Source organism: Psychrobacter sp. Ps7 (genome assembly GCF_022129225.1).
GTDB lineage: Bacteria > Pseudomonadota > Gammaproteobacteria > Pseudomonadales > Moraxellaceae > Psychrobacter > Psychrobacter immobilis_A.
On sequence record NZ_JADQAH010000012.1, the window covers coordinates 1 to 12,798 of the forward strand.

At 44.4% G+C, this 12,798-nt stretch carries 11 protein-coding genes and 1 riboswitch; of the genes, 8 read left to right on the forward strand and 3 right to left on the reverse strand.

Annotation, left to right across the window (positions count from 1 at the left end):
• Positions 1-1,147 (reverse strand): phosphomethylpyrimidine synthase ThiC (locus I3257_RS06040; protein ID WP_238049124.1); only part of this gene is annotated, 1,147 nt, incomplete at its 3' end.
• 248 nt (positions 1,148-1,395) lie between these two features.
• Positions 1,396-1,540: riboswitch (TPP riboswitch) on the reverse strand.
• 292 nt (positions 1,541-1,832) lie between these two features.
• Here I3257_RS06040 and pstS point away from each other — a divergent pair.
• The 5 genes from pstS to phoU all read left to right on the forward strand — a co-directional run bounded on the left by pstS (position 1,833) and on the right by phoU (position 7,093).
• Positions 1,833-2,996, forward strand: a complete 1,164-nt coding sequence (gene pstS / locus I3257_RS06045) for a phosphate ABC transporter substrate-binding protein PstS (protein WP_238049125.1) — start codon at positions 1,833-1,835, stop codon at positions 2,994-2,996.
• 196 nt (positions 2,997-3,192) lie between these two features.
• Positions 3,193-4,146 carry a phosphate ABC transporter permease subunit PstC gene (gene pstC, locus I3257_RS06050; RefSeq protein ID WP_055123678.1) on the forward strand — a complete coding sequence of 318 codons (954 nt, stop codon included), beginning with the start codon at positions 3,193-3,195 and terminating at the stop codon, positions 4,144-4,146.
• Positions 4,147-4,237: 91 nt separating this feature from the next.
• Entirely contained in the window at positions 4,238-5,143 is a 906-nt protein-coding gene (gene pstA, locus I3257_RS06055) for a phosphate ABC transporter permease PstA (protein WP_238049126.1), read from the forward strand.
• A gap of 265 nt (positions 5,144-5,408) precedes the next feature.
• Positions 5,409-6,167: a phosphate ABC transporter ATP-binding protein PstB gene (gene pstB / locus I3257_RS06060; protein ID WP_226950285.1), complete on the forward strand. Its 759-nt coding sequence runs from the start codon at positions 5,409-5,411 to the stop codon at positions 6,165-6,167.
• 119 nt (positions 6,168-6,286) lie between these two features.
• Entirely contained in the window at positions 6,287-7,093 is an 807-nt protein-coding gene (gene phoU, locus I3257_RS06065; protein WP_055123676.1) for a phosphate signaling complex protein PhoU, read from the forward strand.
• A gap of 89 nt (positions 7,094-7,182) precedes the next feature.
• On the opposite strand, the gene I3257_RS06070 is transcribed toward phoU, so the two are convergent.
• The gene (locus tag I3257_RS06070; protein ID WP_045443086.1) at positions 7,183-7,473 is read right to left on the reverse strand and encodes an oxidative damage protection protein; all 291 of its coding nucleotides are present in this window, start codon (positions 7,471-7,473) and stop codon (positions 7,183-7,185) included.
• A 306-nt stretch (positions 7,474-7,779) separates the two neighbouring features.
• On the reverse strand, positions 7,780-9,153 hold the full coding sequence (argH, locus tag I3257_RS06075; RefSeq protein ID WP_238049153.1) for an argininosuccinate lyase: 1,374 nt from the start codon (positions 9,151-9,153) through the stop codon (positions 7,780-7,782).
• A gap of 125 nt (positions 9,154-9,278) precedes the next feature.
• Here argH and I3257_RS06080 point away from each other — a divergent pair, with 125 nt between their 5' ends.
• The 3 genes from I3257_RS06080 (at position 9,279) to hemC (ending at position 12,724) form a co-directional block, all read left to right on the forward strand.
• Positions 9,279-10,430 carry a sensor histidine kinase gene (locus tag I3257_RS06080; protein WP_238049127.1) on the forward strand — a complete coding sequence of 384 codons (1,152 nt, stop codon included), beginning with the start codon at positions 9,279-9,281 and terminating at the stop codon, positions 10,428-10,430.
• A gap of 304 nt (positions 10,431-10,734) precedes the next feature.
• The gene (locus I3257_RS06085) at positions 10,735-11,472 is read left to right on the forward strand and encodes a LytTR family DNA-binding domain-containing protein (RefSeq protein ID WP_045443089.1); all 738 of its coding nucleotides are present in this window, start codon (positions 10,735-10,737) and stop codon (positions 11,470-11,472) included.
• Positions 11,473-11,689: 217 nt separating this feature from the next.
• The gene (gene hemC, locus I3257_RS06090; protein WP_055123673.1) at positions 11,690-12,724 is read left to right on the forward strand and encodes a hydroxymethylbilane synthase; all 1,035 of its coding nucleotides are present in this window, start codon (positions 11,690-11,692) and stop codon (positions 12,722-12,724) included.
• The last annotated feature ends 74 nt before the right edge of the window (positions 12,725-12,798 follow it).

Below are 12,798 nucleotides of genomic sequence, written 5' to 3' on the forward strand. Positions count from 1 at the left end.
TATGAAACATGCACCACTGCGCCATGATAGATCCGCCACGCGAGACGATGCCCGTCAAGCGTCCAGCAGTTAGCGGCACATAACGCAGCAGTACACCGGCGTGAATGGTGAAGTAATCAACGCCTTGTTCCGCTTGCTCAATCAGCGTATCGCGGAAAATCTCCCACGTTAAATCTTCAGCCACGCCATCGACTTTTTCGAGTGCTTGATAAATAGGGACGGTACCAATCGGCACGGGCGAGTTACGAATCAGCCATTCGCGGGTTTCGTGAATATGATTACCAGTCGACAAATCCATGATGTTATCCGCACCCCAACGCGTGGCCCACGTCATTTTAGACACCTCTTCATCGATAGAAGAACCTAACGCTGAGTTACCGATATTTGCGTTGATTTTCACCAAGAAATTGCGTCCGATAATCATCGGTTCAGATTCTGGATGGTTAATGTTATTAGGAATAATCGCTCGCCCAGCCGCCACTTCGCTACGCACAAATTCAGGGGTGATAATCGCAGGCGTATGCGCCCCAAAAGTCTCGCCTTCGTGCTGGCGCATATCAGTCAAGGCGTGTTGTTTTTGCGTTTCGCGAATGGCGATATATTCCATCTCAGGCGTAATAATACCGCGGCGTGCATAGTACATCTGCGTGACGTTACCTGCTTTGCCATCGACATCTTTGGCGCGGCGAGGTTTGTCGATATGAGCAAATCGTAGATTGGCAGTACTGATATCGCGGGCGCGTGCCATTCCATAAGAGCTAGACAGTCCGCTTAACTGTTCGGTATCACCGCGCTCAGCAATCCAACCTTCACGAAGCTTTGGTAAGCCTTTGGTCAAATCAATCTCGACGTTGGGATCGGTATAAACGCCTGATGTGTCATAAACATAAAATGGTGGGTTCTGTTCCCATTCGTTCTCAGAAACGCCTTGCACAGGGGTAGGATCAAGCGTGATTTCACGCATGGGTACTTGAATATCGGATCTAGAGCCTTCGATATAGACTTTACGGGAGGCGGGGAGTATGCGGTGTAAATCGCGAGCGTCTTCTTCGAAACGAGCATCACTGGCACTGCGGTGAGCAGGGGTCTTTAACGCGTCTGTCTTAGAAGGTTTTTGAGAAGGAGAAGTAGCTAATAAATTTGTCATATGCTGTCCTAGCGTGTTGGTTTTTGAATAAAAACAACACCGCCAGTAGCTGCGGGGGTAGCATCTGTGATCCAGACAAATTTAGCTCATGAGCATCAGCCTACGACCAAAAAATATAGTCGCGGATGATGCTCATCAAACGTTGGACGCAGCTTTATATCAGTCTTCACTACTTAATAGTACATCACGCACATTAAGGGAGTAATGAGGATAAAAAAGGCATTTCTGCACGTCCTTTGCCATAAATAACAAAGTGCTTAAGACTTCCCTGCGTCGGTACTAACCGCATCAGGTTCGGCGGGTGATCTCTCAGCGAATGTATAAAGGCGACTACTTTAATAAAGCAAGTTTAGTAAAGCGAGCCGATAATACACCGCACCCCGAGTCTGTCAGTGTTGTAAATCACATCAATACTAACAAAGTTCTGCAATGAGGGCTAATGATATTTAGATGAAAATATTAGGCGTTGAGTTTGAGGTTCGATGTTTTTATGAGAACGACTCTAGAGTACCAGTGATTGAAATCACTTGATATTACTGAGCTGTAGATAGCTTATCTAAATATTATGTAAAGCGAATGAAAGATTGCAGAGGTTGTCATTAAACTGTCATAAAGATTTGGCAAGATAGCACGCATGTCACAAACAATGCTTTTTTGTATCGTTGTTAAACTTTAGGAGTCCTACATGCGTTATTCGTTATTAGCAGTGGCCGTTAGTTGTACATTAGTGCTTACGGCATGTAATAAATCGACTGAAACGACAGAGCCAGCTGCGGATAGCAGTAGCGCTGTCACCACCACTGAAGCAACTACTCAGACAACGTCTGCTTCTGCAGCAGGTTTTAAATCTGCTGAGAATATCGCTATGAATATCACGGGTGCAGGGGCATCGTTCCCGCAGCCTATCTATGCTAAATGGTCTTACGACTACAACGCTGCTACCGGTGGTCAAGTCAATTACCAGTCGATTGGCTCTTCTGGTGGTATCAAACAAATCGAATCAAAAACAGTCGATTTTGGGGCGTCTGACGCGCCAATGACGCCTGAAGAGCTAGACGCAGCAGGCTTGATTCAGTTTCCGACGGTTATCGGTGGCGTCGTGCCAATCGTCAACATCGATGGTATTGAGCCGGGCGCGTTGAAATTAGACGGTGCAACGTTAGCAGACATCTATTTGGGTAAAATCAGTAATTGGAATGACCCTGCTATCACAGCCATGAACCCAGATTTGACCTTGCCTGATGCTGCTATTACTACCGTATTCCGCTCAGACGGTTCAGGTACAACGTTTAACTTCACTGATTACTTAGCCAAAGTTTCACCAGACTGGAAAGACACAGTTGGTGTTGATAAAACAGTCAAATGGCCAACGTCTGCGACTGGTGCAGGTGGTAAAGGTAACGAAGGGGTGTCTAGCTACGTCAACCGTATGAAAAACTCTATCGGCTACGTTGAGTATGCCTACGCTAAGCAAAACAACATGTCACATACTGCATTGAAAAACGCTGCTGGCAACGTCGTTCAACCATCTGCTGAGACATTTGCTGCGGCAGGTGATATCGACTGGTCAAAACAAGCAGGCTTTTATAAAGTCATCACCAACTCTGAGACTGAGCAAGCATGGCCGATAGCTGCTGCGACCTTTATCTTGGTACATAAGCAGCCAGAGAATCCTCAGCAAGTGGCTGGCGTGTTGAACTTCTTTGATTGGGCTTATAGCCAAGGCGACGATGATGCCATGGTACTCGATTACGTACCATTTTCTGATGCAGCCGTTGCCTTATTCAAGGAAAAATGGAATGAGGTAAAAGGCAGTGATGGACAGCCTGTTTATAAGCCTGCTCAGTAACCTGTTTCTGCTAAATATTCTTTAATACCTTGTCAGTGCCTTACTAGTCCCTTTCGAGTTATCCTCTCGAATAACTATTCTCCGGTAGTTATTTGAGAGGTTTTATCACAGCAAATTTGATGACAAGTTTGTTGTGATAAAACCGAATGAATGCTTCTACTATTTTGACTTGATTCTATTTAATGCTGAGACACTTATGAATGATTTAAGGTCCCAACTGGCTAAACAAAAGCGCTATGACTTATTGTTTGTGAATGCTACTAAGGCTTTTGCCATATTAGTACTCTTATCGTTGGGCGGCATTTTAGTCTCCTTGATCATCGGAGCATGGCCGAGCATTCAAACATTTGGTCTTGGGTTTTATACGAGTAATAATTGGGATACGGTCGCCAATGAGTACGGGGCGCTAGCACCTATCTATGGTACGTTGGTGACATCTTTTATCGCGATTTTAATTGCAGTACCAATCAGTTTTGGCATTGCCATATTTTTGACCGAGATGTGCCCAACCTTCCTCAAAAAACCACTTGGTATCGCCATTGAGCTATTGGCTGGTATCCCTTCTATCATTTACGGTATGTGGGGATTGTTTGTCTTTGCGCCTTTCTTCGGTGATCACATTCAGCCTTGGTTTATTGAGCACATTGGCCCACTACCTATCATCGGTAAGCTATTTACGGGCGCACCAATGGGACTGGGCATGTTTACGGCATCCCTTGTACTTGCCATCATGATTATTCCATTTATCGCCGCCACCATGCGCGATGTTTTTTCGGTCGTGCCAGACCTGCTTAAAGAATCAGCATATGGTATGGGCGCAACGACGTGGGAAGTTATGTTCAAGATTATTTTGCCGTATACCAAAGCTGGCGTGGTTGGTGGCGTGATCTTAGGACTGGGTCGGGCATTGGGTGAGACGATGGCAGTGACTTTCTTGATTGGTAATGCCTTTAATATCAGTCCGAGTTTATTTACCTCTGGTGTCACCATTACCTCAGCTTTAGCCAACGAGTTTGCCGAAGCGTCGAGTGAGCTACATTTGGCTTCCTTATTACATTTAGGCTTAATCTTATTTGTCATCACCTTCATTGTGCTATCTCTAGCAAAACTCATGCTCATGCGCATGGATCACAAGGCAGGCAATCGGTAGTCGTTTGACAATCTCGATAGGTCTTTTACGGATTTATTGGACATCAATAAACATTGATAGATATTGATAAAAGATATGGGAAATAAATAGTATGCCTGCTAACAATGCGATCAATGCACCACTACCGACTCAGCCAAACAGCGCTAACCGCTACAACCAAAGTCTTTATAACAAGCGCCGTTTGACCAACAAGTTAGGTCTAGGCTTTGCCATGTCGGCGATGGTTTTTGGACTATTTTGGTTGTTTTGGATTTTGTTGACGTTATTTGTGGAAGGCTTTCAAGGTATTGTGCAGCTGCCTATTTTTACTGCTGATACACCGCCACCGATGAGTGCGGGCGGGCTGCGTAACGCCATTGTCGGTTCAGTAATGCTCGCGTTTTCAGGATTGTTTATCGGTGCGCCTATTGGTCTTATGACCGGTATTTATTTATCTGAGTTCGCTCAAGGCAGTATGCTTGGCAAGGTAACGCGTTTCTTAAATGATATTTTGCTATCCGCACCCTCGATTGTGATTGGTCTCTTTATTTATGCATTGATGGTAAAAGGTCAAAGTTTCTCTGGTTGGGCAGGCGCATTAGCATTGGCATTAATCGTTATTCCTGTGGTCGTGCGTACGACGGAGAATATGCTCAATCTGGTTCCTAATAGCATTCGTGAAGCGGCTTACGCACTTGGTACACCCAAGTGGAAAATGGTGACTCAAGTAACGATTAAGGCGGCTAGAGCAGGACTGACCACTGGGGTGTTATTGGCATTTGCTCGAATCACTGGTGAGACAGCACCGTTGCTATTTACGGCGCTTAACAACCAATATTTCAGTACCGATATGAGCCAGCCTATCGCCAACTTACCCAATACCATCTATCAGTTTGCGATGAGTCCTTATGATAACTGGCATACCTTAGCGTGGGCGGCAGCGTTGCTGATCACGACCTCTGTCTTGGTATTAAATATTTTGGCCAGATTCATCGGTAGTAGAGGTCAGGCTAAATAAAGACTGATGGTAAATTAAGGCTTGTCCTAGATTACCTCGAGCATTTACTTCCATTTATATTCATTGAGCTGGGTTGGAACACATTATGAATGACGTCATGAGCAAAATCCGTACAAAAAAGCCTGTCGATAAATTCAATGCGGCAGATAAATTTAATCCAACAACAGACAGTTTATTAAACAGACCGATGTCGACGGCAGCACAAATGGAGCAGCCAGATATTGCCAGCCTAACCAAACAAACGCTTCATGATATTCCCAAAAACATGCCTGCAGCAAAAATGCAAATTCGGGATCTGAATTTTTATTATGGTGACTTTCAGGCGCTAAAAAATATCAATATCGATATTCCTGATAAAAAAGTCACTGCTTTCATTGGTCCTTCAGGTTGCGGAAAATCGACGCTGTTGCGTACCTTCAACCGGATGTATGACTTATATCCGGGTATGCGAGCAGAAGGCAATATTAATCTTGATGGCAACAATATCTTGGGCAAAGACGTCGATGTCAATTTGCTACGTGCCCAAGTCGGTATGGTCTTTCAAAAGCCAACGCCATTCCCAATGTCGATATACGATAACGTCGCGTTTGGTGTGCGTCTTTATGAAAAATTAAGCAAAGCTGAGCTGGACAATCGGGTGGAATGGGCGCTAAAAAAATCAGCGTTATGGCCAGAAGTGAAAGACAAATTAAAGGCTTCAGGATTGTCTTTATCAGGCGGACAGCAGCAACGCTTATGTATCGCACGTAGCGTCGCGACCAAGCCTGAAGTGTTATTGCTCGATGAGCCAACGTCAGCGTTAGATCCTATCTCGACAGGTGCGATCGAAGATTTGATTGAAGACTTAAAACAGGATTACACCATTGCCATTGTCACGCATAACATGCAACAGGCCGCGCGCGTGTCTGACTATACCGTTTATATGTACTTAGGCGATATGATTGAGATGGGCGAGACCGACCAGATATTTACCAAGCCTGCCCAAACCGCCACAGAAGATTATATTACGGGTCGTTATGGCTAACATCGCGGTCTGAGCAAGTACGACGTGCTCGATACGTTCAATAAGATATCGTGAGCCAATCTGTTCGACTCAACAGCCACACCGCGCTACCAAAATATGGATTTTAGGGAATACCTCTTATGCAAAGCGATAAGCATATCTCCAAAAGTTTTGACCAAGACCTTGATGAAGCTATCCGTCTATTTCTATACATGGGTGATAGCGCGGCCAACCAAGTGGCGAAAGCGATCCATGCGCTTATCGATAAAAATGAGACACTGGCGCAAGAGGTGATTGATATGGACTTTGATATCAATCGAATGGAAGTCGAGTTGGATGAGCATATCTTGCTATTGGTCGCCAAACGCCAGCCCGCCGCCAGCGATTTACGCTTGGTCATGTCCATCAGTAAAGGCGTGGTTGATCTAGAACGCATCGGTGATGAAGCCGTCAAAATTGCTCAGATGGCCAAAAAAATTGCGGCACAAGGTAAACTGTCGTATGGCTATGCGGAGGTGCAACATCTCAGCAATCAGGTTCGTTTGATGCTGCACAATGCGCTAGAGGCATTTAGCCAATCGAATGCTGAGCAAGCGTTTGAGGTCATGCGTAACGATAGCATGGTCAATGATGAGTATCAGTCAGCCATCCGTGCTTTGATGACCTATATTATGGAAGATTCACGGCACGTTTCAAAAGTCATTAATATTATGTGGGTATTGCGCGCGCTTGAGCGGGTAGGCGATCATGCACAAAATATTGCAGAACTGGTGATTAACTATATTAGTGGGCAAGATGTGCGTCATTCCGACTATGCGCTGGTAGAAAAAGCGGTGCAAGAAGCCAATGACCGTATGGCGGCGCGCCAAGTCAGCACCCTGTCTGCCACTAAACCTGCCGTCAAGTCAGCCACGGATTTTGTAGACTCAAACGGTGATGAGGGCTGAAAAAAACAGTTCATCGTAAATTTTACATCCAAAAAAACGCGCGATATTAAATAGCGCGTTTTTTATATTGTGGCAATAATAAAAAATAACTAGCTCTCTGGCGTCCAACCTTGTGCACGCTCATAATCTTCATTATCTAAAAATTTATCTCGTTGTTCGGTGAGGAATTTTTTGGCAGCAGGATCTAACATACTTAGATGATTTTCGTTAATCAGCATCGTTTGCTGTTCAAGCCATTCTTTCCACGCTTTGTCAGATACGGTTTCTTGTAGCTCCTGACCTTTTTTATTAGGGAAAGGCGGGTGCGGCATTTTTGGCAATTCTTGCTGATATTTACGGCAAAATACCGTATTGGCTTGTGGATTAAAAGTCTCAGTCATAAGGCGTTCCTTATTATGGTTTGGTTATTATAAAAATATGTTATTGAATCACTCATGAGAATAGTTATACCAAACCCAAAAAGTAAGATTAGCTGTGTCAAACTCGCTTAGCCTACAAGACGTAGTACTTTCACTCGTTTTCCTTGCTACTCTAATTTCTGTGAATGGTATTAGTTAGCACTTATTCAGCATAAGTGACTTAAATATTATTAGCTGAATTTACTTTACCTCATCATGGTATCAAAAACACCCGCAGCAGGGGCGGGTGTTTTTTATGGTAAAAGCTGTCTGGTCAACAATGCGATTTTACGCAAATACCTCTAAACGGCTACGACCGCGAGCAACGGCTTGCTTAACTTGATTTGGCGCTGTACCACCTAAGTGGTCACGGGCTGCTAATGAGCCTTCTAACGTTAAATATTCAAAGACATCATCACCGATTGCATCGCTAAATTGTTTGAGCTGTGCCAATGATAAATCACTCAAATCAACGCCCTCGGCAATACCCAAAGCAACGGCATTACCGACCACTTCATGCGCATCACGGAAAGCCACACCATTACGTACCAAATAATCTGCAAGGTCAGTGGCAGTAGCATAGCCTTTCATTGTGGCAGCGCGCATGTTTTCTTTATTTGGGGTGATATTCGGTAGCATATCAGCAAAAGCCAATAAACAGCCGGTGAGGGTATCGACGCAATCAAACAGTGGCTCTTTGTCTTCTTGGTTGTCTTTATTATAAGCCAGTGGCTGACTCTTCATTAGACTTAATAGTGTCATTAATTGCCCAAAGACACGTGCCGCTTTACCGCGCACCAACTCTGGTACATCAGGATTTTTCTTTTGCGGCATGATAGAGGAGCCAGTACAAAAGCGATCAGGGATTTGCACAAAGTTAAACTGCGCTGACATCCATAGGATAATCTCTTCGCTCATCCGTGACATATGCATCATCAAGATAGAAGCGGCTGAGGTAAATTCAATCGCAAAGTCACGATCTGAGACGGCATCAAGCGAGTTTTGGCAAATACCTTCGAAACCTAACAGCTCAGCAGTAATGGTACGATCGATGGGGAATGTCGTGCCAGCAAGGGCAGCACTACCAAGTGGCATCTGATTAATACGGCGGCGCGCATCGACCAGACGTTCGGTATCGCGGTATAACATCTCAAACCACGCCATGACGTGATGACCAAAGCTCACTGGCTGCGCCGTTTGTAAATGCGTAAAGCCGGGCATAATAGTGTCCGTATGCTGCTCAGCCAAATCAAGCAAACCACTTTGCAAGCGTACTAATAAGGCAATGATATTATCAGTCTCTTCGCGTAGCCAAAGACGAATATCGGTGGCAACTTGATCGTTACGGCTACGACCTGTATGCAGTTTTTTACCAACTGCACCGATGATGTCAGTCAAGCGCGACTCAACATTCATGTGCACGTCTTCTAGCGCGATTGACCAGTTAAACGCGCCAGCCTCAATCTCGCGCAGTACCTGATGCAGACCATCAATAATGGTAGCTACTTCGTCAGCGGTCAAAATGTCACATTCTTTAAGCATGGTCGCGTGGGCGATTGAGCCTTGAATATCGTGACGCGCAAAGCGTTGATCAAAGCCAACAGAGGCGGTGAAGGCAGCGACAAAGCTGTCCGTCGCTTCACTGAAGCGTCCGCCCCACATCTGCTGGCCTTGGCTGTTTGAAGGACTGCTTACAGGGTTGTTTTGTGCAGCGTTATTTGTTATCGGAGCATCTGTGCTAGAATCAGAGACAGATGGGTTTACATTTGATTCGGGACTACTAGGTTTTGAAGAATTGGCGTTCATATCGGTACAAGACAAGTCAGCAGAATAAGAGCTCAAGTATAGCAAAGGATGAGGTTGCCTTACTAGCGGAGCGCTTAGAGTTTTTTATTCCCAAGCTCATGGAAGTCATGAAGCCTTGGCAGTGGTTCATTTATATCTTTTTTTGGTCACTATTCGTTACGGTAATAAATCGCTATGATATTGCCACGTGGTCAGATTTTTTGATTCAGCTGTTTAGCAGAGTCATGCAAAACACCTTGAGTATTATTCCTTCCTTATACATCATTGATTATTTGCGCCCCATTTTTAAGAGCATGAGCATACCTAAAGCCAGCATGTATGTGCTTGCCTTACTCATGGTGGCATCTACCATATCCATGATTTTAGTCATGCTGGTGATGATTAATATTGGTTGGTTTGAATATGATCGTCAAACTTTTATTCTAAATATATTGTTTGATGCGGTGATTGGTGGTGGCTTTACCTTGGTATTCTTACTGTATTTTTTACGCCGTTATCGTGAGACGAATGCGCTCAAACAATCGTTTGAGCAGAAATTGAGTGCACAAAACGATGTGATCAAAGCGCGAATCGCTCCGCATTTTTTCTTTAATACCATTAATACCCTTGTGTCACTGATAGAGTCCAATCCAGCAAGAGCTTCCGCTTTATTACAGCACGTTTCTGCCTTATTCCGTGCCAGTTTCAATGGGGCACGAGAGATTAGCTTTGAAGAAGAAATTGCTCTTTGTGAGCACTATCTAGCGATTGAGTCTAGCCGCTTAGCGGATAAGCTTGAAGTGAGTTGGCAATTGCCTGACGAAGATGTCATGTATGACATGGTGATTACCGCCTTGACCTTACAGAGCGTGCTAGAAAAAATGCTGCTGAATGTGGTGGAGATGACCACTGAAACCATTTATATCAATATTAAAGTCACTTGGCAGCAGCATCGGGTTGTGATTACGATTGGTGTCGCGCTGCCGAAAAAAACCATGATTATTAACCATGATTTACGTCAGCACATGAACTTTTATATTCAAGCGGAACGTTTACGGGCTTATTTCGGCCAAAGTGCGGATATTAAAAGTAGCGTTACCAGTAGTCAAATTATTACTGTGATCGACTATCCGCTGCAAGATGTTAGTTTATGACCGTTTTTTTGGGGCTTACTTTTTTATTTTATTTCTCAAGGAATAGGTATGGCATACTTATTGCACCATCTTTATAGCTAAGGGGTTGTTTTACTTTATATTTAGCCATGATTCCCCATAAAAATTATTATCGATAAATGCATCGCAATAAAACTCAATGCACAAGGCTATCAACGTCAATATAGCCAGTTATTGTTTTATGAAATAATTAAAGGTTTTTATGCTAAGTGATTGGTAATGAGTGCTAATATGTTGGTAAGGCCATTGAAAAAAATACTAAGTTTATCCTGGGATTGGAGTTTGCATGCGTATCGTAGTTTGTGATGATGAGCCACTAGCACGTGAGCGTTTGGTTAGAATTGTACAGGAGTCAGGTCATCAAGTCGTTGCTCAAGCAACCACGGGTGCAGAAGCCATTATCGCTGTCAAAACTCAGCAGCCAGACATCATATTATTAGATATTCGTATGCCTGAGATGGATGGGGTGCGCTGTGCGCAAGAGCTTGCCAAACTTGAGCATCCGCCAGCCATTATATTTGTCACCGCTTATGATCATTATGCCATTGCCGCGCTAAAAGCCAATGCGATTGGTTATTTATTAAAGCCTGCCAATAAAGACGAGTTACTAGAAGCACTAGATAAAGCGAAAAATTTGAACGCGGCGCAGTTAAATGAGATTCGTAAACTCGAAGACCCAACAGCGCGTCCAGTACGTGAGCATATCGCTGCTCGTACTCACCGAGGCGTTGAGCTCATCAAGCTCAAAGATATCTATTATTTTACCGCCGATCAAAAGTACGTCAAAGTCCGTCACAAAGATGGCATTGTCCTGATTGATGAGACGCTAAAAGAGCTTGAACAAGAATTTGAGGATCGGCTGTTTCGGGTGCACCGTAATGCCATCATCAACCTTAGCTTTTTGGACTTTTTAGAAACGTTGGATGCAGGACAATATCAAATACGCTTTAAAGGCATTGATGAGACACTCGCGGTTAGCCGCCGTCACTTACCTGCATTACGTGACAAGATTCAAAGCATGTAAGCTGCGGTTTGCATAGTGAAATAACAGCAAAATAACCGTGAAATAATCATCCCATATCATCAAACCCTTATTTATGCTTAAATAGGGGTATTTTTTTGCGTCAGCATTGACTATATATGGTTTATATCGCCCATTTTTTGTGGAAAATTTGCAGTATTGTCTAATACTGACCTGCATAGTACTGACGTAAACAGTATCGAATTTATTGAGGCCCTTTATGAGCAATCCGCAGCAAACTGCTTTGACTACCTTGAATATCGCCACGCGTCAGAGCCCTTTAGCATTATGGCAAGCTGAGCATATCCGTGCTCGTCTACTAGATTTGTATCCTGAATTGACGATTAACTTGCTAAAAATTGTCACTAAGGGTGACAAGATTTTGGACACACCTTTGGCTAAAATTGGTGGTAAAGGTTTGTTCGTTAAAGAGCTTGAGCAAGCACTATATGACAAACAAGCGGACATCGCGGTACATTCATTAAAGGACGTACCGATGCAGCTTCCTGAAGGCTTGATGCTGGGCGTCTATTGCAAACGCGCCTCACCGACTGATGCTTTTGTGTCCAATACTTATAATAGTATTGATGAGTTGCCGCAAGGGGCAGTCGTTGGCACGTCAAGTTTGCGTCGTCAGTGTCAGCTGAAAGCCTATCGCCCAGACCTACAAATCAAAACCTTACGCGGTAACGTTGGTACACGTTTGGGCAAGCTAGATGCTGGCGAGTATGATGCGATTATTTTAGCAACCAGTGGTTTGCAGCGTATCGAGCTGGATGAGCGCATACGTGGCGAGCTTGATATCAATGCCTGCCTGCCTGCGGTTGGTCAAGGCGCCTTAGCGATTGAATGCCGTGAAGGTGATGATGAAGTGTTAAAATTACTGGCACCACTGAATGATGATAAAGCTCGTATCCGTCTCATTGCTGAGCGCGCGCTAAACCGTCACTTAGAGGGTGGCTGCCAAGTGCCGATCGCCGCTTATGCCGTGTTACAAATGGCGGATGAAACGAGCAGCAACAATGATGATAACGGTGACAATGGCAATAACGACAACGGCAATGTGTTATGGCTACGTGGCCGCGTCGGTCAAGCGGATGGCAGCGAGCTGCTAAAAGCAGAAAAACGCGTCACCTTGATCGGCACACAAGCCGAGCAAGAAGTACAGGCTAATCAGCTTGGTATTGATGTTGCCAATATACTGCTTGCCGATGGCGCGGGTGATATCTTATCTGCGATTTATCATCCTGAATAACATGCCAGTATTTTGATTATCTTAGTCATAGCCCCAGTATTATTGATGCTAGGGCTATCGTTAAGCCAATTCTA

What these genes read in the sequence shown, in the direction of transcription:
- pstB (WP_226950285.1), top strand. Translation starts at nt 5,409, where the DNA reads ATGCCTGCAGCAAAAATGCAAATTCGGGATCTGAATTTTTATTATGGT.
- pstA (WP_238049126.1), top strand. Translation starts at nt 4,238, where the DNA reads ATGCCTGCTAACAATGCGATCAATGCACCACTACCGACTCAGCCAAAC.
- I3257_RS06070 (WP_045443086.1), bottom strand. Translation starts at nt 7,473, where the DNA reads ATGACTGAGACTTTTAATCCACAAGCCAATACGGTATTTTGCCGTAAA.
- phoU (WP_055123676.1), top strand. Translation starts at nt 6,287, where the DNA reads ATGCAAAGCGATAAGCATATCTCCAAAAGTTTTGACCAAGACCTTGAT.
- pstS (WP_238049125.1), top strand. Translation starts at nt 1,833, where the DNA reads ATGCGTTATTCGTTATTAGCAGTGGCCGTTAGTTGTACATTAGTGCTT.
- hemC (WP_055123673.1), top strand. Translation starts at nt 11,690, where the DNA reads ATGAGCAATCCGCAGCAAACTGCTTTGACTACCTTGAATATCGCCACG.
- I3257_RS06085 (WP_045443089.1), top strand. Translation starts at nt 10,735, where the DNA reads ATGCGTATCGTAGTTTGTGATGATGAGCCACTAGCACGTGAGCGTTTG.
- argH (WP_238049153.1), bottom strand. Translation starts at nt 9,153, where the DNA reads ATGTGGGGCGGACGCTTCAGTGAAGCGACGGACAGCTTTGTCGCTGCC.
- pstC (WP_055123678.1), top strand. Translation starts at nt 3,193, where the DNA reads ATGAATGATTTAAGGTCCCAACTGGCTAAACAAAAGCGCTATGACTTA.